The 24,639-nt window shown below is 30.3% G+C and carries 24 protein-coding genes; 18 read left to right on the top strand and 6 right to left on the bottom strand.

The features are described from left to right. Window positions 1-40 precede the first annotated feature (40 nt). On the bottom strand, window positions 41-793 hold the full coding sequence (locus MAEO_RS07380; protein WP_011974148.1) for an ATP-binding protein: 753 nt from the start codon (window positions 791-793) through the stop codon (window positions 41-43). After that, window positions 786-1,346: a pyridoxal 5'-phosphate synthase glutaminase subunit PdxT gene (gene pdxT, locus MAEO_RS07375; protein WP_011974147.1), complete on the bottom strand. Its 561-nt coding sequence runs from the start codon at window positions 1,344-1,346 to the stop codon at window positions 786-788. The genes MAEO_RS07380 and pdxT overlap by 8 nt, the downstream gene beginning before the upstream one ends. Window positions 1,347-1,820: 474 nt before the next feature. Here pdxT and MAEO_RS07370 point away from each other — a divergent pair, with 474 nt between their 5' ends. Next, window positions 1,821-3,374 carry a radical SAM protein gene (locus MAEO_RS07370; protein ID WP_011974146.1) on the top strand — a complete coding sequence of 518 codons (1,554 nt, stop codon included), beginning with the start codon at window positions 1,821-1,823 and terminating at the stop codon, window positions 3,372-3,374. A gap of 260 nt (window positions 3,375-3,634) precedes the next feature. Here the strand turns inward: MAEO_RS07370 and MAEO_RS07365 are convergent, their stop codons facing one another. Together MAEO_RS07365 and MAEO_RS07360 are read right to left on the bottom strand one after the other, a co-directional pair. Continuing rightward, a complete protein-coding gene (locus MAEO_RS07365) occupies window positions 3,635-5,557 on the bottom strand; it encodes a cache domain-containing protein (RefSeq protein WP_011974145.1) in 1,923 nt (640 codons plus the stop codon). 57 nt (window positions 5,558-5,614) lie between these two features. Then, window positions 5,615-6,004, bottom strand: coding sequence for a response regulator transcription factor (locus MAEO_RS07360; protein ID WP_011974144.1), 390 nt, complete (start codon window positions 6,002-6,004; stop codon window positions 5,615-5,617). A gap of 1,161 nt (window positions 6,005-7,165) precedes the next feature. On the opposite strand from MAEO_RS07360, the gene MAEO_RS07355 reads away from it, so the two are divergent. The 14 genes from MAEO_RS07355 (at window position 7,166) to MAEO_RS07290 (ending at window position 21,524) form a co-directional block, all read left to right on the top strand. Next, window positions 7,166-8,671 (top strand): FIST N-terminal domain-containing protein, encoded by a 1,506-nt coding sequence (locus MAEO_RS07355; protein ID WP_011974143.1) that lies wholly within the window; start codon window positions 7,166-7,168, stop codon window positions 8,669-8,671. A gap of 270 nt (window positions 8,672-8,941) precedes the next feature. Next, window positions 8,942-9,793, top strand: a complete 852-nt coding sequence (gene nifH / locus MAEO_RS07350) for a nitrogenase iron protein (protein ID WP_011974142.1) — start codon at window positions 8,942-8,944, stop codon at window positions 9,791-9,793. A gap of 193 nt (window positions 9,794-9,986) precedes the next feature. Further along, window positions 9,987-10,307, top strand: coding sequence for a P-II family nitrogen regulator (locus MAEO_RS07345; protein ID WP_011974141.1), 321 nt, complete (start codon window positions 9,987-9,989; stop codon window positions 10,305-10,307). Window positions 10,308-10,321: 14 nt separating this feature from the next. Next, complete coding sequence (locus tag MAEO_RS07340; protein WP_011974140.1) at window positions 10,322-10,708, top strand: P-II family nitrogen regulator; 387 nt, start codon at window positions 10,322-10,324, stop codon at window positions 10,706-10,708. A 101-nt stretch (window positions 10,709-10,809) separates the two neighbouring features. Next, complete coding sequence (locus tag MAEO_RS07335; protein ID WP_011974139.1) at window positions 10,810-12,237, top strand: nitrogenase component I subunit alpha; 1,428 nt, start codon at window positions 10,810-10,812, stop codon at window positions 12,235-12,237. After that, a complete protein-coding gene (locus MAEO_RS07330) occupies window positions 12,237-13,655 on the top strand; it encodes a nitrogenase component 1 (RefSeq protein ID WP_011974138.1) in 1,419 nt (472 codons plus the stop codon). Before MAEO_RS07335 ends, MAEO_RS07330 begins: the two co-directional genes overlap by 1 nt. 196 nt (window positions 13,656-13,851) lie before the next feature. After that, entirely contained in the window at window positions 13,852-14,172 is a 321-nt protein-coding gene (locus tag MAEO_RS07325; protein ID WP_011974137.1) for a hypothetical protein, read from the top strand. 91 nt (window positions 14,173-14,263) lie between these two features. After that, entirely contained in the window at window positions 14,264-14,449 is a 186-nt protein-coding gene (locus MAEO_RS07320; RefSeq protein ID WP_011974136.1) for a 4Fe-4S binding protein, read from the top strand. 175 nt (window positions 14,450-14,624) lie between these two features. Then, the gene (locus tag MAEO_RS07315; protein ID WP_011974135.1) at window positions 14,625-16,034 is read left to right on the top strand and encodes a nitrogenase component 1; all 1,410 of its coding nucleotides are present in this window, start codon (window positions 14,625-14,627) and stop codon (window positions 16,032-16,034) included. A 100-nt stretch (window positions 16,035-16,134) separates the two neighbouring features. Continuing rightward, the gene (locus MAEO_RS07310; protein WP_011974134.1) at window positions 16,135-17,391 is read left to right on the top strand and encodes a nitrogenase component 1; all 1,257 of its coding nucleotides are present in this window, start codon (window positions 16,135-16,137) and stop codon (window positions 17,389-17,391) included. Window positions 17,392-17,662: 271 nt separating this feature from the next. Next, window positions 17,663-18,472 carry a molybdate ABC transporter substrate-binding protein gene (gene modA, locus MAEO_RS07305; RefSeq protein WP_011974133.1) on the top strand — a complete coding sequence of 270 codons (810 nt, stop codon included), beginning with the start codon at window positions 17,663-17,665 and terminating at the stop codon, window positions 18,470-18,472. A gap of 90 nt (window positions 18,473-18,562) precedes the next feature. Beyond that, window positions 18,563-19,384, top strand: a complete 822-nt coding sequence (locus tag MAEO_RS07300) for an ABC transporter permease (protein WP_048062408.1) — start codon at window positions 18,563-18,565, stop codon at window positions 19,382-19,384. Further along, complete coding sequence (locus MAEO_RS07295) at window positions 19,348-20,073, top strand: Rossmann-like domain-containing protein (protein WP_048062547.1); 726 nt, start codon at window positions 19,348-19,350, stop codon at window positions 20,071-20,073. Before MAEO_RS07300 ends, MAEO_RS07295 begins: the two co-directional genes overlap by 37 nt. Before the next feature lie 329 nt (window positions 20,074-20,402). Continuing rightward, window positions 20,403-21,524, top strand: a complete 1,122-nt coding sequence (locus tag MAEO_RS07290; RefSeq protein WP_011974130.1) for an ATP-binding cassette domain-containing protein — start codon at window positions 20,403-20,405, stop codon at window positions 21,522-21,524. Window positions 21,525-21,579: 55 nt separating this feature from the next. Here the strand turns inward: MAEO_RS07290 and MAEO_RS07930 are convergent, their stop codons facing one another. After that, window positions 21,580-21,750, bottom strand: coding sequence for a hypothetical protein (locus tag MAEO_RS07930; protein ID WP_011974129.1), 171 nt, complete (start codon window positions 21,748-21,750; stop codon window positions 21,580-21,582). Window positions 21,751-21,976: 226 nt separating this feature from the next. Here MAEO_RS07930 and MAEO_RS07285 point away from each other — a divergent pair, with 226 nt between their 5' ends. The 3 genes from MAEO_RS07285 to MAEO_RS07275 all read left to right on the top strand — a co-directional run bounded on the left by MAEO_RS07285 (window position 21,977) and on the right by MAEO_RS07275 (window position 24,256). Then, complete coding sequence (locus MAEO_RS07285) at window positions 21,977-22,687, top strand: 6-carboxyhexanoate--CoA ligase (protein ID WP_011974128.1); 711 nt, start codon at window positions 21,977-21,979, stop codon at window positions 22,685-22,687. Window positions 22,688-22,712: 25 nt separating this feature from the next. Next, complete coding sequence (gene bioF, locus MAEO_RS07280; RefSeq protein ID WP_011974127.1) at window positions 22,713-23,858, top strand: 8-amino-7-oxononanoate synthase; 1,146 nt, start codon at window positions 22,713-22,715, stop codon at window positions 23,856-23,858. A gap of 140 nt (window positions 23,859-23,998) precedes the next feature. Further along, window positions 23,999-24,256: a hypothetical protein gene (locus MAEO_RS07275; RefSeq protein WP_011974126.1), complete on the top strand. Its 258-nt coding sequence runs from the start codon at window positions 23,999-24,001 to the stop codon at window positions 24,254-24,256. Between the two features lie 126 nt (window positions 24,257-24,382). On the opposite strand, the gene purS is transcribed toward MAEO_RS07275, so the two are convergent. Beyond that, on the bottom strand, window positions 24,383-24,634 hold the full coding sequence (gene purS, locus MAEO_RS07270) for a phosphoribosylformylglycinamidine synthase subunit PurS (RefSeq protein ID WP_011974125.1): 252 nt from the start codon (window positions 24,632-24,634) through the stop codon (window positions 24,383-24,385). Window positions 24,635-24,639: the final 5 nt, after the last annotated feature.

Below are 24,639 nucleotides of genomic sequence, written 5' to 3'. Positions count from 1 at the left end.
TGATGGAGCTCCCTGTCCATTATATTAATTTATTAAAATATTATAATTTATCAGCTATTTTATTTACTTCTAAAAATACTTCATTATTTTTGTCAATATTAAAAAGAGGCTTTCCAACTAAATCATACTGGGCAATTTCCTCATTAAATGGCAATTTTCCTATAAGATTTAATTCCAATTCTTTGGCATTATTTTCCACTATTGATTTATTTTCCTCGTTTATTTTGTTAGCTACAACAAATATATCTTTGAATTTTATTTCCAACTCATTTGCAAGTTTTTTTATTCTTTTTGCTGTTCCTAATCCTCTTTTTGAAGCATCGCTAACTACTATCATTGTATCTACATTTTTAGTGGTTCTCCTGCTTAAATGCTCCAATCCTGCCTCTGTATCAATCACCACATAATCATAATCCTTTGAAAAATTGTCTATTATCTGTCTTAACCAGCTATTTACACTACAATAACATCCGCTACCTTCTGGTCGCCCCATCACCAATAAATCAAACCCCTCAGCTTCTACAACTATTTCAAAAATCCTACTTTTTAAATAATCTTGTTTTGACATTCCAGAGGGGATATTATCTTTTTGAGTTAGCTCTTTTAATTCTTCTCTTATATCTCCAATAGTAGTTTCAACAGGTTCCCCCAGCGTTTCTGGAAGGTTTGAATCTGGGTCGGCATCAATTACCAATAAATTATTTGTTTTTTGAGATATTGCCTTTACCAATAGAGTAGAAAACATTGTTTTTCCTGTGCCACCTTTTCCACTAACTGCTATTATTTTAGTCATTTTTTACCACTTCATTTAAAAAGTATTCATAAAATTTATATCCTTCTTCTGATAGTTCTGGATGGAAAGCTATTGCCATGTATTTTCCCTGTTTAACACCGACAATATTGCCTCCTTCTTTTGCTATTATCTCCACTTCATCGCTTAATATTTTATCTACTGTGGGAGCTCTGATAAATACTGCATTTATTTTTATGCCATTTAACTCCAATTCTGATTCAAAACTATATTTTTGACTGCCATAGGCATTTCTATTTATTGTAATATCCATTAACTCCAATAGTGGTTGTTCTTTTCCAGTTCCTTTTGATAATAGCACCATACCCGCACAAGTTCCCAATATGGGCAAATCGGCATTTTTTAAAGCTTCAATAAATCCATAGGTTTTCATCAATTTGCCCATTGTGGAGCTCTCTCCTCCGGGGATAATAAGAGCATCAATATTTTTTAAATCCTCTATTGTTCGTATTCTTTTTGGGGCATGGTTTATTTTTTTAATCATTTCCTCATGTTCTTCAATATCTCCCTGAATTCCTAATATTCCTATATTCAAATTCTCACCTTTTTAAATTATAAAATTAAAATATTGGCATATAAAAAAAATAATTAATATAATTAATAAAAAAATAATATGTCTCAGAGCTCATACGGTTCTTCATTTATATGTTCTATATCAGACAATAATATCTAAATCATCACCGACATATTATATGTATTAATATAATAAAATATATAGCTAATAATATAACAATGCTATTAATAAATATAATTTTTATGCATGGCAGAACCAAACCTTTAAAAATCTTAAAATTCACTTTGTGAATTCGAAGCTAATCCTTTGGATTAGCTGACTTACAAAACCTTGAAAAGGTTTTGTCAAGTTATACGATGCCGTAGGCAGTAAAGAAATCCTTTGGATTTCTTCTGATTTCTCGCTATCGCTCGAAAAGGTTCGGACCAAAATTCAAAACTCACTTCGTTCGTTTTGAACAATAATAAGTAATATAAGAGTAATATAAGGGATAATATGAAATTTTTAATTCTTGATGCATATACAGACGAACCTGCTGGTCTTGGAGTTCCCCCATATTTTGGGACATATCCGCGATATACAGCAGGTGTGTTGTATAATTATAACTATGATGTATATTATATAACTATCGATAAACTACGAAGCCTTATAAAATCAAAAGGATTTGACTTCAATAAATTCGATGTAATAATTAGTATTTGTGGTTTTCATACCCCCGGAAAATATTTAAATGCAAATCCTGCAACACTTCGGGAAATTGTATCTATTTTATACGATTTTAATGGGTTAAAGATATTAGGCGGCCCTGTTGCTACAAAATTTGGTTCTTCTATGGAAGGGGGCAAAATAAAAGACGATAGTAAATTAAAATACTTTTTTGATGTTGTAGCGGAAGAAAACCTTGAATTAACCATTAAAGATTTAATTGAAAATAAGTTTAATTTAGAAAAAATTAATAATATAGATATAAATGCGATTGATAATATTGATAATTATTACAAAGATATAAAGGATTATGCTATAAAGGGGGCAAAAATAATAAAACAGCACCCTAATTATCCATATATTGTTAATGAGATTGAAACATACAGAGGTTGTTCCAGAAATATGAGCGGCGGTTGTAGTTTTTGCACAGAGCCCAGAAGGTTCGGAGCTCCCACATATAGAAATCCCAAAGACATAATAAATGAGGTAAAGGCACTATCAAAAGAAGGAGCTAAATATTATAGAATAGGAAGGCAACCATGTATGTTTTCCTATGGTGCAAAAGAAAGCGAACAATACGATGTTCCTAAACCAAATGTAGAAACAGTTGAAAAATTATTTAAAGGTATTTCCTCGGTAAATCCGGAGGTATTACATATTGATAATGCAAATCCAGCTGTAATTTCTCACCATCCCATAGAAAGCCGAGAAATAGCTAAAACATTGGTAAGATATTGCACAGGCGGAAATGTGGCAGCTTTTGGAGTGGAAAGTTTTGACGAAAATGTTATTAAAAAAAATAATTTATTTACCACTCCCGAAGATGTATTGAATGCCACAAAATTATTAAATGAAGTAGGTGGATTAAGGAGCTCCACAGGTATGCCTTATTTATTGCCTGGAATAAATTTATTGTTTGGACTAAAAGGCGAAACAAAAGAAACTTTTGAGATAAATTATAGTTATTTAAAAGAAATACAAAATGATAACCTATTAATAAGAAGAATAAATATAAGGCAGGTTGTTCCATTCTTTGGCACAGATATTACTGAAAAAGATGTTAAAAAAGCAGAAAAAAGAAAAACGATATTTAAAAGCTTTAAGGAAAAAGTTAGAAAAGATATTGACAATAATATGTTAAGAAAAATGCTGCCGATTGGGAGCATATTAAAAAATGTATTTATAGAATTGAAAGAAAAAGAAAATCTTTATTTTGGGCGACAATTTGGTAGTTATCCGTTGTTAATTGGAATAGAAAATAAAGATTTAAAATTAAATAGTTTTGTAGATGTTGAAATAACAGGTTATGGTCGCCGTTCTATTACAGGACGGGCAATAATTTAACCATAATTTCTGTTTATAGTCAATCTTCGAACTGTTTCACTAAATCATATTCTCCAACCCCATATTTTGCTTTTAATAATAAAATTCGTTTACAAAATCTTCGATTTTGTATAAAATCCTAAAAGGATTTTATTTACAAAAGCTATGCTTTTGTACAAAATCTCGAAGAGATTTTATTTAATTATTTTGGACAATAAAGAGATAGTTTTTAAGATTAACTATATTCGCCATCGGCATTAAGATAAAATTCTTAACCAGCATTATTTATCCAATGGGAGCAATATATGGAATGTACTTTCTTTTCCAAACTTACTTTCTACCCATATTTTTCCACCATGGGATTCCACGATACTTTTACATATCGCTAAACCAAGACCCGAACCACTTTTTATTCTTTTTGCAGAAGAATTAACTTGATAGAATATATCAAATATTTTAGTTAATTCAGATTTTGGTATACCTGGACCGTTATCTTTTACAGTTATATGTACCATATTATTTTCTTTAAATGCCTCAATAGTTACATTTTCGTTTACGGGGGAGAATTTTATGGCATTCTCTATTAAATTAGTTAGCACACCTGTTATTTTATCTTTATCCAAATTTGCAGTTATGGGCTCTACTTTATTTATTATTTTTATATTCTTTCCATCAGCCAATGGCTTTAATGAATGAACCACATTTTGAACGATATCATTTAAATTCACCTTGGATATGTCCATTTTTAGCTCTCCACGCTCTATTTTTGATAAATCAAGCATATTATCTATCAACCTTTTTAACCGGTCAATATTTTCATTGGCAATTTCAAGACATCTTTTTTGAGATTCGTTTATGGTGCCCATTGTGCCATCTAATACAAGCTCTACATACCCTTTTATTGAGGTCAGTGGCGTTCTTAACTCATGCGAAACTATGGATATTATTTCGGATTTGAATTTATCCAGTTTTTTCAGTTCATTGTATGATATTTCCAGCTTTTCGGCTTGTTTTTTTAATTTTTCTTGTGAGCTTTTAATTTCATCGGCCATTTTGTTGAATGCATGTGCAAGTTCTTCAAATTCATCATTGCTATTAATATTAACTCTGAAATTATAGTCCCCCTTTCCCATCATTTCTACTCCTTTTTTCAGCTTCTTTATTGGTCTTGTAATGGTGCTGTTAATAATTACCGAAACCACCAAGGCCATTAAAAAGGCTACTAAACCAACCCATAAAATTATGTGTTTTATTTTATCTTGGAGTGCGATAAAGGGCTTTTCTGGAACTCCAACATATATCATTCCGATAATATTATTGTTATCATCTTTAATTGGTTTGTATGCTGTTAAATACCAATCATCAACAACAAATGCACGCCCATAGTATATTTCTCCTTTTTTTATTACTTGTTCATATACATTCTGCGATACAAAGGTCCCTATTGCCCGTTCGTGATTTTCTTGAACATTTGTAGATATTCTAAGCCCTCCTAAAAATATGGTGGAGGTGTCCTTTGTAGTTGCTTTAATTTTATCTACAATATATGTATCTTTATTGAGCACTTTTGATATCATCAGGGCCCCCATTATTTCGCCAGTATTGTTATCATATATTGGTTTTATCGATACCAGTGCAAGACCCCTATATTCAATGGATTTATTCTCCATATCAAGAGGTACAAAATCACCCTTATCAAATATATAAATAATTGTTTTATTTTCAAGATTCTCTTTTTTAACAGTATTTTCATCCAATATTATGGTGGCTGTGACATTACTCCCATTTAAAACCTTTTTTATATGGTCTGAAAGTTCTTTATCTCCATAGTTATTGTTATTTGACCTCAATACTACATTTCCAGTATTATCAAATAAAGTAACAAAATCAGCATCACTAGATTTTTTTGTCAATAATAGTATATTTTTTAAATTTTTAATATTCTTATTTTTCATGTTCTCCAGTAAATCGGGAGAATTGACGGTATATTCACATATAGAAGACAATTTATCAAGGTTGTGCCCCATAAACTCTTCCGCAGCATATAAGTCGGTGTTTATTTTGTCTTGTGCCTGCTCATTCATGGTTTGTGTAATAGTATGTGAGGACACCACTCCAAGAATAACCACGGGGATAAGTGCGACAATAATAGAATAAATCGTTAATTTAGTTCCAAATTTTCTTATTTTGGGTATTTCCCCCATATTTACACCTATATATTATTAATTTAGTAATCTACCTAAATATCCTATTTATTTATCCTATTTATTGCCCTTTTGCATTTTTAATATTAACTCATTTACTTGTTCCAAAAGATATTTTTTTTCAAAAGGTTTAGTTATATATCCATCAACTTGTTTTTCCTTTCCTATTTTAATATCTTTTTCTTGTGCCAATGCCGTTAAAATTATAACTGGTATTTTTTTCCAATTTTTATTCGATTTCATAATATCCAATACATCCCATCCACTAATTTCTGGCATCATTATATCCAACAATATTAAATCAGGTAATTCTTGCATATTTTTTAATAAATTCAAGGCTTCATGCCCGCCTGACGCCATAACAATTTCATAATTATTTAATTCAAGTATAATTTTTATAAGATTTAGTATGTCATCATTATCCTCAACTACAAGTATTTTGACCATTTTGTCACCCTAACAATTAATATTTTAATAAATATGGGCGTATTAATAAGATAATATTTATTAATTATAGATTTTTTGATATGTTTAGTATTTATAGTGTATATAAATTATACCATTTAACACTTACATATAATACTGTATATCACTAATTTTAATATTAATTTATTGTCATTCTGCTATTTCTGTTTCTAGAAATTTTCCTCTGATTCAAAAACATATTATAACATAATATTTTATCTATGGTCAATCTTGGTCGTTTTCATAAATATGCCACGATTAAATCCAAAATCACCACTACATTACTAAAAAACATAGAAATTTGTTTACAAAATCCTAGAAGGATTTTGTTTACAAAAGCTATGCTTTTGTATAAAATCTCGAAGAGATTTTATTTAATAATAAGCCGGATAAGGACCGTTATTGAAGATTAACTATAATCCTCCCTGAGTCCATTCTTTTTTATAGGTGTATGTTCTTCTTATTATGGTCGACATTTCTCTTTTGACCCACCATATATTATAATATTAGTTCCATCAACATGGGTGTTTTTGCCATAGATATTTTAATTTAAAATTATATCAAACCTTTATAACCATTATGAACATAGTTATATATATTTAAAATTGTATATGCTACCATATAAACATGGAAGATTATTAAAATAGTTTATAGTCAATCTTGGTCGTTTTCATAAATATGCCATAATTAAAAAGCCAAAATATATATTACTAAAAACGAAGTAAATATGCCCATAATAATTTCTCAAAACTCCGAAGGAGTTTTTACGACCTCAAAATTCCAGAGGAATTTTTTTACGATAGGACAAATAAAGGACGGTTATTGAAGATTAACTATAATAGAGATTATGGTGAATTGGCATATGTGTTCGTTTATTGTCCAAAATAATTAAGGACTATTTAGACAAAATAAATACTTCAATTTATATACACTATTTACTAAGAGTGTTCGTCAATTTACTATGTGGTATATATATCAATCATATGAGGAAAAATTATATGGTTATTTATCTATATGTGTATGTCTAAAAAGTTAATAACATATATATGATAAACTAAATATATAAATATAAATTGCTAAGCAGGACCAAATAAAAAAATAAAACAATTATAGATAATAAAATAACAACCATGTGGTGTTAGTGTGAAGTTTATAGAATTTGGGTATGGGGCATCTAAGGATGACAATCCATTAAAAGCCGGAGCTCATGCCACATCAGATGCATTAAAAAATTTAAGCAAATCCTCTATGCCCAATGTAGTGTTTTTATTCTCCCATCCAGATTACAACCCAGAGGAAGTTTTAAACGGAGTTAATCTAATTCTTGGGGAAAAAACTACTATTGTAGGAGGAAGCTCAAAATATGGAATAATAAATAATAATTTATGTGAAAATTCGGTTTTTGTGGGCATTTTAGCTTCAAAATACTTCAATGTTGGTGCCGGTGTTGGATTAGGTATTTCTATGAATCCCAGAGATGCAGGGAAAAAAGCCGCTAGTGCTGCAATGGATGACCTTGGAATGATGCCCAAATTGATGATGGTTTTTATGGATTATTGCAAATTTGAAGAAGAAGTTTTAAACGGTATTGTTGATGTATTGGGGATAACCACCCCAATTTTTGGCGGAACTACATCAGATGACTTTAAATTTAAAGAAACATACCAATACTGCAATGATGCATATTTTGATAGTGTAGTTTGTGTTGCAATTGGAGGAGACATAATACCCAAGATATCATATAGTAGTAGCCGTTCTCTAATGGACCATACTAAAAACAATGAAAATACAGAATATATGTCATCCGACGGCAACAATAAAAAGGGAGACATAACAGAAGGAAAACAGCAAACTATAAACTACAATGATAATAAAACTATAATTACAGATGCAAATAAGCGTTATATATATTCCTTAAATTATATTAATTCATTGAAATATTATAAGAATATTTTAAATTATGAGGGATCCAATACGGAGCTCCAAAAAGATAGGGCATATTATTTATCACATCCTTTTGGATTAGTGGATTCAAATGGAAATATACATATAAAAGGTCCAATTTCCATAAAAAATGATATATTGATATGTGGTTCAAATGTTATGAAAGGAAATGAACTAAAATTAGTCGATATTAATGACGAAACCATAAAAAAACTATTTGATGATGCCATTAGCTCCACGGTAAATACGCCACCAAAATATACCAAACATATTTCACCATTAACTTTCTGTTTAACCTCCCTATTTTTAACCGAAATATCCAAAACAACCATAAAAGAATGTTTAAAAGAATACACATCAAACCCATTATTTGGATTTACTCCTTATGGTGAAGCTATATTTAGTAAATATATGAATTATACAGTATCAATGTGCTCAATAGTCCCAGATTTAATTTCAATAAGTGCAAAAGAAGGTATTCACATGATTACTAAGTATCCCGCTACAAAGGAAACGATGCTTAAAATTGATACTATGGGAGGTGCTGTAAAAATAGAAGAACTTGCAAAAGAGCTTGGCATTCATAGGAGAACGGCATATGATAGGGTTGAACCGCTTCTTCAATGTGGATTTGCTGAAAAGGACCGCGCTACTGTAAAAATAACTGAATTTGGAAAATTGTTTTTAAAATTTTGGTTTAAATAATAAATTTATCTTTTTTTAATAATATTTTCTTTTGTTTTTAAGTTGGGAATTTAAGTTGGGAGCTCCCTTTAACATATTTTTATTTATTATTATATATTCTTTTATATATTTATTTAGATTATTAAAATAAAAATCTTTATATACTATAATAACCTACTATAATTTAGAAGCGGAAATATATTTCCGTATACCTACAATAAAATAGGAAGTATTATTCCAATATAACAATTAGTAAAATTAAAATTTAAAAAAAATAATAAGGTGTGTTAAATGAGTTTCGACGAAATTGCTCCGGAAGCAAAAAAAATAGCAATATATGGAAAAGGAGGTATTGGAAAATCAACCACTACACAAAATATGGCAGCAGCTCTTGCTCACTTTTTAGGCCATAAAGTAATGATACACGGATGTGACCCAAAAGCAGATTCAACAAGAATGATTCTCCACGGAATGGGGCAAAATACAGTAATGGATGTATTGAGGGATGAAGGGGAAGATGCAATTACACTTGAAAAAGTTAGAAAACAAGGATTTGGAGGTATCTACTGTGTTGAGAGTGGAGGTCCTGAGCCAGGAGTAGGATGTGCTGGTAGAGGAGTTATTACAGCTGTTGATACAATGAGAGAATTAGAAGGATATCCAGATGATTTGGATAATTTATTCTTCGATGTTCTTGGGGATGTTGTATGTGGTGGTTTCGCAATGCCACTTAGAGATGGATTAGCAGAAGAAATATATATCGTTACATCAGGGGAAATGATGGCATTATATGCTGCAAACAATATTGCAAAAGGTATTTTAAAGTATGCCGACCAGTCAGGAGTTAGATTAGGGGGAATTATCTGTAATTCAAGAAAAGTAGATGGAGAAAAAGAATTAATGGAAGAATTTGTTGAAAAATTAGGAACAAAATTAATCCACTTTGTCCCAAGAGACAATATCGTTCAGAAAGCAGAATTTAACAAACAAACAGTAATCGAATATGACCCAGAATGTAATCAAGCAAAAGAATACAGAACCTTGGTCGAAAATATTACGGCAAATGAAGATTTAGTAAAACCTACGCCATTGTCAATGGAGGAATTAGAGCAGTTAGTGGAAAAATACGGATTATTAGATTAATTCTATAATTATTAATCCTATTTAATTATTTTAATAAATTAGAGATAGTAAATCGACGACATTTATTGATATGCCTATAAAGTAGATAACAGAATAATTAATAACACGGTTAGGAGATTCTCTTAACTATATAGGCCATTAAATAACATTTGTGATTCACTATAATTATAATTAAAAAATATGCGGTGAAATAATGAAATTAATAAAAGCGATTGTTAGACCTGAAAAAGTAGATGATGTAGTAGATGCTCTTGAAAACGCAGGATATCCTGCATTTACAAAATTAAATACAGTAGGAAGAGGAAAACAGGGCGGATTACAAGTTGGAGAAATATATTACGACGAATTACCTAAAACACTATTATTACTTGCTGTTGGCGATGATGAAGTTGATGAAGTTGTAGGATTAATAAAGTCCTCTGCATTAACAGGAAATTTCGGAGATGGGAAAATTTTTATTCAGCCATTGGAGGAATTATACACCATTAGAACAGGCGAAAAACAAACCAAATAACACAGGTGAAAATTGTGAAAGAAATAATAGCAATAATAAGACCAAATGCAGTTAGAAAAACTGCTGAGGCACTTTCTAGTGTAGGATTTCCTGCCATGACTATGTGTGAGTGCTTTGGAAGGGGAAAACAGAAAGGTTATTTTGCACTAAATATGCCTGATTTGGTAGATTTAGATAAAATAAGAGAAGAAGGAGAAGCCCTAGGATTACATTTAAAATATATCCCTAAAAGAATGATTTCCGTAGTTGCCGAAGAGGCCGATGTTCCACTTGTAGTAGGATTAATTATGAAAGTTAATAGAACTGGAAGATTTGGAGACGGTAAAATATTTGTAATGCCTACCGAAGATGCCATAAGAATTAGAACAGGCGAATCAGGAGACATTGCCATTGGAAACTAAATAAGGAATTTAAATCTAGGTATTGCAATTATTGGTATTTAATTTAATTAATATTTGCAAATACCATTTAATTACTATAATTAATAATTTAAGGTGAAATAATGCCATATGTATTATTGGATTGCGATAACCCAATCCCCGAAAGAATGAAACATACCTATGTGTTTGACCCCGAAGAAAAGATAATACCTGCATCCAATATAAACACAGTTCCAGGAGACATGACTGAAAGAGGTTGTGCCTTTGCAGGAGCTAGGGGTGTAGTTGGAGGACCTGTTAAAGATATTATACACATGGTGCATGGTCCTGTGGGATGTGCATTTTATACCTGGGGATCAAGAAGAGCTTTGTCAGACAATGAACTTCATAGAAGATACTGTTGGACAACAGATTTACAGGAATCAGACATTGTATATGGAGGGGAAAAAACCCTTGAAAAAGCGTGTATGGAAGCAATTGACGAATTCCCAGAAGCTAATGGTATGATGATATATACCAACTGTCCTACGGCACTTATTGGAGACAATATTGATGCAGTAGGTAATAAAGTTGAAGAATATATGAAAAAACCAGTATTTCCAGTGAATTGTCCTGGATTTGCAGGAGTATCCCAGTCAAAAGGACACCATGTATTTAACACGATGTTTTACAGATGGTTAAAGAAGAAAAAGGAACAATATCCTGAAAAATGTCTAAAAGAAGAAAATAAAACTCCATATGATATTGCATTAATCGGGGACTACAACATGGATTGGGATGTTGCTGTAATTAATGATTTATTTGAAAAAATTGGAGTAAGAAATGTAGTGACATTTACAGGAAATGCTGCAATGGATGATTTGTTTAAATTAACAGATGTAAAATTAAATGTTGTTCACTGTCAAAGGTCTGCTGAATATATTGCTCACATGGTTCAAGATGGATTTAATGTGCCATTCACAAGGGTTTCTTTCTTTGGAATTACTAAAACTTCTGAAGCATTATATGATGTAGCTGAAAGATTGAATATACCAAAAGAAACAGTGGATGAAGTAATTGAAAAAGAATTAAAACCAATAAACGAAGAATTGGAATTCTATAAATCAAAACTTAACGGTAAAAAGTGCATGGTTTATGTTGGAGGTCCAAGAACCTGGCACTGGATTATGGCTATGAAGGAATTGGGAATTGATTATGTGGTTGCATGCTGTACATTCTCCCATGAGGATGATTACGAAAAAATGAATATTAATCTTGAAAAAGCTGGATTAACTAATGTTCTTGTAATGGATTCACCAAATGAACCAGAATTGGAAGAGGCGGCAGAAATATATAAACCTGATTTCATGCTTGTAGGATTAAAAGAAAGATATTTATTTAGAAAATTCGGAATTCCAACAGTAAATTCACACAGTTATGAAGAAGGACCTTATGCAGGATACAGAGGATTTGTCAATTTTGCAAGAGATATTTATAAAGCGGTTTGTCATCCAATTTGGAATACAATACATGAAAAAGAGGACAAATTTGAAGAATATAAGGTGAAATAATGAGTGACCATACAGAATGTAGCAATTGCGGCGAAATAAACTACATGAAAAAAACAAGGAAAAGTACCATAAACCCAAATAAAATATGTCAGCCAATTGGGGCAATGTGGGCAACATTGGGAGTTTGCGAAGGCGTCCCATTTGTTCAAGGTGGTCAAGGTTGCACAACTTATGCAAGATATCAATTTGCAAGACATTTTAGAGAACCATCACCCATTGCATCTGCATCATTTCACGAACATGCTGCGGTATATGGGGGAATGAAAAACCTGGTTGATGGATTAACAAACCTTGTATCAAGATATGATCCAAACCTAATAGCCGTAATTACAACATGCTCCTCTGAAACAATTGGAGACGATATTGAATCATTTATTAGGGCTGCAAGAAAAAATATTGCAAAGGAAGTTGGAGAAGAAAAAGCAGAATTACCAATTATTCCAGTTCACTGTCCAGCATATAAAGGAAGTCATGCAACAGGATATGACAATGCTTCAAAAGCATATTTCCAATATTTGGCTAAAAAAGACCCAGAAGTTGAACCACATAAAATAAATATCATATCTGGATTTGGAACTAACCCCGGAGATATATTGGAAATAAAAAGAATGCTTAAAATGATGGGCTTAGAGGAAGGAAAAGATTTCTCAATCATATTCGATATTAGTGAAAATCTTTACAAACCTTTGAGAGAACCTCTTGATGAAGTGCCATATTACCCAGACGCTGGAACTACCATTGAAGAATTTGTAGATGCTGGAAATGGTAAGGCAACTTTTGCATTATGTCAATCCGCAGGAGGGGCTGGTGCCTTATTCTTAAAAAAGAAATTTAAAATACCTGATTTCTATGGACAACCAATTGGAGTTAAAAATACAGATGAATTTTTAATAAATGTAGCCCAACTTACAGGCAAAGGAATACCTGATGAGCTCCTTGATGAAAGAGGTAAATTAATAGATGCTATTGCCGATACAGTCCACTATACAATGGATAAAAAGGTAGGTATATTCGGAGACCCTGACCATGTAATAGCTGTGGCAAGATTCTGCTGTGAAATTGGTATGAAACCTGTTGTAGTTAGCACCCAAACACCTTCAAGAATATATAAAAAAGAAATGGAAAAAATTGCAAAAGAATTTAATGTGGATATTGAAGTTCAATTCTCTGACCTCTGGGACTTTGAAAAGAAAGTAAAAGAAATAGGAGTAGATTTAATTATTGGACACCCAAGAGGGGGAACTGCAATAGCAAAAGATATGGGAATAGGACTTTTAAGAACTGGATTCCCAGTATATGATAGAGTCGGATATTCCAGATGGCCAATAATGGGATACATGGGGAGTTTAAGATTCTTTGATGAGCTTGTAAATACTATATTAAGTACTAGTGTGCCAGAGACTCGACTCCAACAGTAAGTTGAAAAATATAGATATAGTTAATCTTCGGACAATTTCATTACTATTCAATACACAAATCGTTATTTGTATTAACTAGGGAAATTCGTTCAAAGTTTGGGACGGATAAGGGACAATTATTGAAGATTAACTATAATATTACTATTTAATTAGCATAAGTAAAAAGTCCGTCGATTGACTATGAAGAGGTGAAATTGTGTCAGAATTAAAAATTATTAGAACTGGCTATTATGATAAAGTTGGAAAAAAAGCAGACGAAAATGACTTTACATATATTACTTTTAATATCGGTAAAGATGCTAACCCCGTAGATGGAGATTTGTTTGTTCAATTCTCAAAAATTAAAGGAGCTCCTGTAATAATTGCAGAATATGGAGACAATGAATTTGGTGGAAATTTCGGGAGACCTTGGGATTTGCCTACAATAGAAGAAGCTGGGGAAAAATTTGAATCTTTGAAAGAATTAATTCCCGAATTAAAAGAAATAGGAGTTTCCAAAGGTATCGATTGGATTTAAATACCTAGTATGTTGTAATATACTAAATTTATTCCCCATCAACATACTTTTTGAATATATTATATACTTTATTATTTACTGGTGAATAAAAATGGTTGTAGAAATCGATTATAATAACTGTGATGGAATAGATTGTTCAGGCTGTAAAGATGCATGCCCTACAGATGTATTCGGTGTTGAAGGTAGCAAAATTGTTGTGTCTAATGCCGACGAATGCACTTTCTGTATGATGTGTGAAGATTTATGTCCTGCTGATGCAGTAAAAGTTAAGAATTAATTTATTATTAATTATTATTAATTTAATTCTTATTAATTATTTATTGCCAAATTTAGCCAATTCATTACTTATTAATTTTTTTACTATTGGCATTTTTTTACTATTATATAACTAACTTTAACAAACATGAAAATTTAAAATGAATATTTATTAATTTATATAAGTGGTGGAGCATATGGAAAAAACACAAAATGCAGGGGATACCAATATAATAAGCGATATAAACGCCAATTCAACAAATAAAAATGTTAAAGGGCGAATCGATAGGATAGGCCACTGTATAACAAATGATAATAATACACTTCCAGCATGTGCTGAATTTACACAACCAGGAGATTTTTCCGAACGGTCTTGCACATTTCATGGAAGTAAGATTATTATTAACAGCCATATAAAAAATGTAATCCATCTTATTCATTCTCCTGCAAGTTGTGCATATTATTCATGGGACTATCGACCCGATACATATTCATTCTGCTTCACAACAGACATTAAAGAAGAAGATGTAGTATTTGGTGGTGAAAAGAAGCTATACGATGCAATACTTAAAATATGCGAAGAATTTAACCCCGATGCCATATTTGTATATGAAACCTGTCAAACGGCATTAATTGGAGACGATATTTCTGCGGTTGTAAAGGAAGTAAAAAAGAAATTAAAAAATACAAACCATAAAAATAAGGACACACCAATATTAGCATTTGAATGTGCTGGATTTAAAGGTAAAACCCAAAATAAAGGGCATATGATAGCAAACAAAAAACTTTTTGAATTAATTGCCACAAAAGAAGTTGAGGAAGTGCTGGAACAACCCCCTACTCCATATGATGTAAATATAATTGGTGATTTTAGCACAGGGAGCTCCAACTCAATAGAGCAAATATTTAATAAAATGGGAGTTAGAGTATTATGTTCATTTACAGGAAATGCCACAATTGATAGAATTAGAATTATGGACAGTGCAAAATTAAATATTGTACATTGTATGAAAAGTTCCATTCAATTTGCAAATATGATGGAAAAGGTTTATGAAGTGCCATATATTGTTTCAAATTTCTTTGGAATACAAAATTGCTGTGATGCTTTGGAAAATATTGGAAAAATATTGGACATCGATAAAAAAGTTGTGGATAATACCATTGATTATTATTTAAATAAAAATGAAAAAGAATTAGAATACTATAAAAAAGAATTAAAAGGGAAAAAAGTTTTCATATGTCATGGAGCCCAGAGGGCATTAAATTATATGGGTCCGACAATGGAAGAACTTGAAATGGAAGTAGTTGGAGTAGCAACTTATTTTGCAAATAAAGAAAATTACGAAAAAATTGTAAAACAACTTCCAAAAGGTGCAGTAATTATCGATAATCCAAATACATACGAGCTTGAAAATGCCATAATAGACTGCAAACCCGACATATTTATCTCCGACAGTAAAACAAAGGAGTTAGTTCATAAGTTAGGAATTCCATATATAAATGGCAGGGCTCCTTCCACAGTATATATAGGATTTGATGGATTTGTCAATTTTGCAAAAGATGTTTATGGTGCCATTAATTCCAACATATGGAAATTAGTAAAATAAGATTATTATTAAAAAAATTAAACAATATTAATATTAATTAAAAAAATAAAAATGGAGGGATATTATCTCAAAAAAATCATTAACAGTCAATCCTCCATATATGAACCAGCTCATAGGTGGAGTTTTCGCCCTTATTGGCATATATAAATGTATTCCATTAGTGCATGGCTCCCAAGGATGTGCAAATTATATAAAACATATAATTGTAGAACATTTTAAAGAGCCCACAGATATAGCTACAACTGGATTTCATGAATATTCTGCAATACAGGGAGAAGGTATTGAAAATATCATTAAAGCAATTGAAAATATTGAAGTTAGTAAAAATCCTGAATTAATAGGAATATGCACAACAGGACTTAGTGAAACCATTGGAGAAAATATAAAATTAGACATTAAAAACAACTACAACAACAAAAATATTGTGGCAATAAATACGCCATCATACAGTGGAAGTCATATTGATGGATACAACAATGCCATGTATAGTATAATCAGTGGTATTTTAGAAAAAGATAATGAAATAGAGATTAAAAAAGAAAAAAATAATAAAATAAACCTAATTCACGGCGTAGTAAATCCCGGTGATGTTAGGGAGCTCCAACATATATTTAATAATCTTGGCATACAATATAATTTATTAAATGACATAAAATCAATGGATAGACCACTAAGACTTCCAAAAGAGGAATATCCTAAATGCGATACCACAATAGACAATATTAAAAATTCAATATACTCAAAAGCTACCGTATCTTTTGGAATGGAAGGCGTAGATGGTGCATCATATTTGGAAAAATATGGGGTTATATCGTGTAATCTAAAATATCCAATTGGTATTAAAAATACAGACAAGTTTATATTAAATCTATTGGATACCGCAGGGGAAAATGATATATCGGACATATCAAACATACCAGAACCGTTATTGGACGATAGGGGCTATGCCCTTGATGCTATGGCAAATACTAATGCCAAATTAAAAAATAAAAAAGTTGCAATATATGGAGCTCCCGACCAAGTTATAGGTCTTGTGGATTTGGCAAATGAAATTGGATTAAAGGTTGTGGCAGTGCTATCCAATACAAAAACCAATTATTTTGCTGAAACCATACAAAAATTAAACCGAAATATTGAAGTTATATCGGGAGATTTATATGATTTTGGAAAATCTTTAAAAGATAAAAATATAGACTTTATTATTGGAGACTATAGAAGTAAATATATTGCAAATTCTTTAAATATTCCATCATTAAAAGTCGGATTCCCTGTAATTGATGTGTATGGACACCCTAAAAAAGTCATGCTTGGATATAATGGTGCTTTAAATCTTATAAATGAAATGGCAAATTTATAGCCCCCACCATATTGAAGAAATATTAAATTTATTTTTTATTTTTGAATAGAGTCAAATTCCCAATCAAATCTATGATTTGCGATTTTGAGACCCTCATTTTTAAACTCCCTAATATAGCCCAGTGATAATAGTTTTATATATTATTATTAGATATTATTACATTATATTAACTTTTAATTAAAATATTAATATAATTTGTAGATGTATTTTATATTATTTTAGTACCATTAATATTTTTAATTTGTCATAAATGATAAAAAAAGGAGATTCTATGAAAAATAATACCAAAAAAAATAATTTTATTATTGGCTCGGTTTTGATGATGTTAATTATATCTGTTATTTCATTGTCAGGCTGTGTAAATAATACAGAAAACGAAAACGCCCTAGCTTCAATACATGCCTATGTGGGGGCTGGAATGCAACAGCCAATGGACGAAATAGCAGTAGAATTTGAAAAAAAATACAATATTAAAGTTAATTATGATTACAGCGGTAGTGGGGCATTATATTCAAAAATAACTGCTTCAAATAAAGGGGACATATATATGCCCGGAGCATATTTTTATATTGAAAAATTAGATAAAGAAGGAAAAATAATCAACTATACCAATATAACCAAACATATTCCTGTAATTGTCGTTAAAAATGGAAATCCAAAAAATATAACCTCAATTAAGGATTTGGAAAAAGAAAATGTAAAAATATCACTTGGAGAAGAAAATATTGCAATTGGTAGAACGATTAAAAAGATTTTGAAAAATGCAGAAAATGACAATCCAAATATGACTCAAAAAATAGAAAAAAATGTTGTAGTTAGGGGGGCCACAGTAAAACAGGCGTTAATGTATGTTGAGTTAAATCAAGCCGATGCCGCCGTTGTTTGGAGGGCCGATGCCATTGCAAGCGATAAAGTAGACATAATTCCAATAGATTCGAAATACAATAAGATAAAAACCGTCCCCATTGGAATATTGAGCCTGACCGAAAATAGAAAAAATGCAGAATTATTTTATAATTTCGTAAATAACGAAGGAAAAGCGATATTTAAAAAATATGGATTTGAAATAATTGACAATTAACCATTATTGATTTAAATCATACATATCTAGTTAGAATATCCTCATAACGGGGAAATATGCATAAATAACATATAATTAATAGGGGATATTATGAATATAATTAATATAATATCGTCGTTTTTATTATTTATTTTTATTACTTTAATTTTATTTATTATTTTGGCTATTGTTGGTAAAACCACACCAGATAGCATTGTAACTGCATTATTATCTGAAGAAATACGGTTTGCCATTAAGTTAAGTCTTGGAACGGCATCAATTGCTACAATTATGGGAGCAATTATTGGAATTCCTTCGGCATATTATCTTGCAAGATATGATTTTAAAGGTAAAATTGTAGTTGATAGCTTGATAGATTTGCCCGTAATTCTTCCTCCGCTTGTATCCGGATTTGCCCTTTTGGTATTTTTTGGAGATACGATAATTGGAAGGACAATATCAGACAATATATTTAATATAATATTTAGCCCCGCGGGAATAGTGGTTGCCCAATTCTTTGTCGCCTCTCCATTTATAATAAAAACATCAAAAGCCATATTTGAGGAAATAGATGAAAAATATGAATATACTGCCCAAAGTTTAGGATTAAGTAAAACTAAAAGTTTCTTTAAAATAGTGCTTCCAATGGCAAAAAATGGAGTTATGGCCGGGATAATTCTTGCGTGGGCAAGAGCTATGGGGGAATTTGGTGCAACTCTTATGCTTGCAGGAGCTACAAAGATGAAAACCGAAACCCTGCCTATTGCCGTATTTCTCAATATATCCATTGGAAATGTGGATTTAGCATTGTCAATAGCATTTATATTTCTTGTGATGGCTATAATTATAATAATGTCGATAAAAACAATAATGAAAATGAATGGGGATATGGTGAAATTATGCAAATTAAAGAAAAGCTTGAAAAAATTGTAAAAGAAAACAATCTATTAAATGAAAATATTGAAATAAAGCCCGTAAATGTGGAGCTAGATACTACAAATATAAACGATTATCCATTATTAAATGCAAAAGAATCACTATTAAGAGCATTTTTTAAAGGCTGTGTTGGTGATGCCTTTACAGGCAATACCGGAGAATTTAAGGGAACTATTAAGGAAGTATTGGATAACAACAATATGCCCCAAATTATAGCCACACTTAATGCGATAATGAGATATTTAAAAAAAATTGATAGAACCGAACATTGCATCTGTAATGAACCTGAGAAATGTGGCAAAGCACTTTCGGAATTTTTAATAAAGGAGCTCCCTGAAAAAAACATTGGCGAAATAAAAATTGGAATAATAGGATATCAACCTGCATTTATAAAACAGATGGTTGAAACATTTGGGGCCGAAGCCGTTCTTGTATCAGATTTAAATTTTGAAACCGTAGGTAGGATAAAGCATGGAACTATAATTTATCATGGAGATATGAATGAACACATAATTGGGAGCTCCGATATTGTGTTATGCACAGGTAGCACAGCGGCAAATGGAACTCTTAATGAAATAGTGCAATTGGCAGAAAAATACAATAAAAGAATAATATTTTATGGGACCACCATTGCAGGAGTTGCAAATTTATTTAATATAGAGAGATTTTGCGAATTAGGAAAATAATAAAATAATAAAAAACGGCAGGAAAAATAAAAGCAGGGCAGTAGGAATGGTAAGTATAGTAATTCTTCGGTCTTTTTCAGTGCTACGATTAAAAGCTAAAATCTACGATAATTACTAAAAACAGAGAAATTCATCTACAAACGCTATGCTTTTGTATAAAATCTCGAAGAGATTTTATTTAATAATTTCTCAAAACTCCTAATGAGGTCGTATAAATTTTACAGGTAAAATTTAGAGATTTAAATCGCTTCCAAAGGAAACAATTATAATTGGACGGATTAGGAACAGTATTGAAGATTAACTATATATAATGAAAAAGAGCGGAAATTATGCTTGAAATAAAAAATTTAAAAAAGAAATTAAATGATTTTACTTTGGAAATTGATAATCTTACCATTAAAGATGATGATTATTTTATATTTCTTGGACTAAGTGGTAGCGGGAAAACTACGCTATTGGAAATTATGGCGGGATTTAGTAAAGCAGATAGTGGAACGATACTTCTTGATGGGAAAGACATCACAAACAAACCAATAAATAAAAGAAATATTGCATTATGTAATGGAAAATATTTATTTCCACATTTAACCATAAGTAAAAATATTGAATTGGGTATTAAAAATAATAGCAATAAAAATGATAAAATAGAAATTATCGAAAATATAGCAAAAACATTAAAAATAAAACATTTATTGAACAGATATCCAAAAAATCTAAGTATGGGCGAAAGACAGCGCGTATCTCTTGCAATGGCCCTTGCAATGGAACCAAGAATAATACTTCTTGATGAACCATTAAGCTCATTGGACAGATTGATACATGAAGAATTATTATATGAATTAAGGGAAATATACCATAATTCCAACAATACCACAACTACGATTATTCATGTTACCCATGATTTTAATGAAGCTATTGCTCTTTCTAACAATATAGCGATATTAAATAAGGGAAAAATCGAACAAATGGGAAATATAAAAGAAATATTACGATATCCAAAATCTGAATTTGTGGCAAAATTTACTGGTTTAAGGAATTTATTAAATGGAAGGGTTATAAAACAATTAAATGAAAATGAAGAAATATATCTGTTTAAAAATGAAAATATAACCATTCAATTGAATGGTAATGATAAACGAATCACCAAATTTATTGATAATAGCAAAAATCAAATATATAAAAAAGCACTGCTTGGAGTTAGGCCTGAAGAAATAATGATAATAAATAACTGCAAATGCCATTATAGAAATGAAAATATGTATTCTGGAAAAATAATAGAAATATTTCATTCAAGCTTATGCACCTATCAAATAATAATAGATGCCAATAATTTAAATTTGATATGTGAAGTAGTTAAATGCCATGTGGATAAAATGAAACTTAAAATAGGTTCAAAAATAACTTTTTGTATAAATAATGCCATGATTATATATGACCCCTCAAATAAATAATCACAGTAATATAGTCCATCTCTCTATTAGGGAGCTCCCTAATAATAATATAATCTTACAATAATATTGAAGCTATTGTTAGAGCTCCTACAACCATACCCATAACACTAACTAAAGCGTCCCCTCTAAACGGTCTTTTAATATCATTTGATATAAGTTCTGTATCTTTTACGATTTTATTTAATACAACGCTATTTGTCATAGGTTTTGTAATTCTTGCATCCATATAATCACCCACTCATATATTTGTTTTTTCCCAATTATTCTTTTTCTTGTATATTATACTATTAACAAACTAATATATATACCTTTTTGCTCATTATAAATCATTACAAATGTTTTTAATGATAAATAATGACAGATTGGGCTTATTTAGTATAATGATTAATCATGACAATTATATTATATCATATAATGAATAATGATATAATAAAAATAACAATGGTGATAATATGGCATTCTCTATTAAAATGAGAGCATCAAAAGGAGATAAACACATTTCAGGGGCGGAAACGATAGTAATGGAAAAAGAAAATATTGAAAATATTACCGCTGGATATATTAAAAGAGCTTTGGAGCATGAGTTGGGAGCTCCCGATTTTATAAATATAAAGATTGATAAAATAAATAAAAAAGATATAATTTATATTGATGCATTGCCCATAAAAACAATAAACTGCAAAAATAAAGAGGATGCAAGGCGGGTGGCAAAAAACCTATTAAAAAACGAAGGAATAAGCGATAAATTAATAGAAAAATCATTTAAAATAATAGATGATGGGGGAATGAGGGGAGCTCCCATTTTAAATTTAAATGGGGAAAGATTAGAGCCCGATAAAGAAAGAGGTGTAAGGGTTAAAAACATCTCCACAACAGAGGAATTAAAAGAAAAAATTTTAAAAAACAATATTGGAACAGATAGAACAGTTGATGCCATTGCAATAGCATCTAAGGTAATAAATTTAGGAGTAATTGCAGAGTTATGCACCTCTGATAATAATTCATATACCACAGGATATGTGGCTACAAAGAACGGATATTTTAGAATTACCAATTTAAAACAAGAAAACGAAAATGGGGGGAGGGTATTTTTTGTTAAAAATGATACAAATATTGAGGATTTAATTTATAAATTGGAAAATAAACCATATATTATTAAATAATTAAAAGCGGACATAGGGAAAAATCATGCTAAAATCACAGCTTCAACAACAATTAAAAAAATTAAAAGATAATAATTTATACAGATTTTTAAGAAAAAATAATTCATACAATAACAAAAATTATTTAGATTTTTCTTCAAATGATTATTTATGTTTATCAACCAATAAGGAAATAATAGATGCCATAAAAGAGGGAGGATTAAAATATGGTTTTGGTTCAACGGGTTCAAGATTAACGGCGGGAGATATAAACCATCAATTATTAGAGCATAAGATAGCTGAATTTAAAGGAACAGAAAGAAGTTTAATTTATTCTTCAGGTTATGCCACAAATGTTGGGGTAATTAGTGCATTATGTAAAAAGGGAGATTTGATTTTAAGCGATAAATTAAATCATGCCTCCATAATAGACGGGTGCAAATTAAGTAAATCAGCCGTTTTAATTTATAACCACTGCGATATGGATAATTTAATTGATTTAATTGAAAAGAATAGGAGCTCCTACAATAATTTATTCATCATCACAGATGGAGTATTTTCCATGGATGGAGATATTGCTCCACTGGATAAATTAAAAAAGATTGCCGATGAATACAATGGGATATTGATAATAGACGACGCTCACGGCACTGGGGTTTTAGGAAATGGAAAAGGCTCGTTAAAACATTTTAATTTAAAACCATCAGATAATATAATCCAAATAGGAACGATGTCAAAGGCTGTTGGTGGATTGGGGGGTTTTGTGTGTGGTATTGAGGAAGTGATTGAATACCTTATAAATACTTCCAGAAGTTTTATATATTCTACTTCCCTTCCGCCGTCTGTTGTTAGTGGATGTATTAAAAGTTTTGAGCTCATAGAAGAAGGAGCTCCAACAAAAAAATTGCAAAAAAATATAGGGCTTGCAAATAAAATTTTTAAAGAACATAATTTAATAGAGGAAAATAATTTAACGCCTATTTATCCGTTCATTTTTAAAGAAAAAACTATGGATATTGCAGAACAATTAATAAAAAATAATATCTTCTGTGTAGGAATTAGATATCCAACAGTTCCAAAAGGTATGGAGAGGTTAAGAGTTAGTATAACCGTTGGACATAGTGAGGAGGATTTTAGGGTTTTGTGTGAAAGAATAAATTTAATTATTAAAAAGAAATTCAAAGGCATATAATAATAAATAATATTTATAAATTCTTATTTTATTTTTTTCGATATATATGTACTTTCAAAGCATATATCACTTTAAAAATAGTATAAAATAAAAAACTATTTTTCTTTTTTAATAGTATAAAAAATAAAAGGCGATATATTATGGCAAATTTAAGAATACAGAGAGTAAAAAATAAAACTGAATTAGAGGATAAAATAAGCGATTATCTTGCAATGGGGTATAATATAAAAAGAAGACAGGAGGATAGTGCGGAAGTTTGGAAAAGAAATTATGGGGGTATATTATTGCATATTATATTGTTTATTATCTCTGCCGGGTTCTTTAACTTAGCTTATTTACTATATAAGCACTATTCACCAGAAGATGCCGTATTATTAAAAATAGATAAAGCCGAATAATAATATAAAGTCATCTTGTTTGTTTTAATGTTTAAAATTAATCTTTTTATCATTTTAGAAGGAGTTTCCATTTTGTTATAAGGGAGCTCCCAAAAAACATTTTAAAAAAAATAAAAAAATATTAATTTATTCAACTTTTTTTAATGTTATTTCATAATCATGAATAACAGGATTTGCCAATAACTTTTTACACATATCATCAACTTTATTATATACTTCTTCCTCATTATCTCCGTCAAGTGTTAATTCAACGCATTTAAAGGTTTTTGCATCTTTTACGCCGTCATATCCCAAATGGTTCAAAGCTCTTAATACTGTTCTACCTTCTGGGTTTAATACTCCTTTTTTCAATTTTATAATTATTGTAGCATTATACATTTAAT

Origin of the sequence: Methanococcus aeolicus Nankai-3 (genome assembly GCF_000017185.1) — an archaeon.
In the GTDB taxonomy this organism is placed as follows: domain Archaea; phylum AGJL01; class Methanococci; order Methanococcales; family Methanococcaceae; genus Methanofervidicoccus; species Methanofervidicoccus aeolicus.
This window is presented reverse-complemented; position numbering and strand designations above follow the sequence as displayed.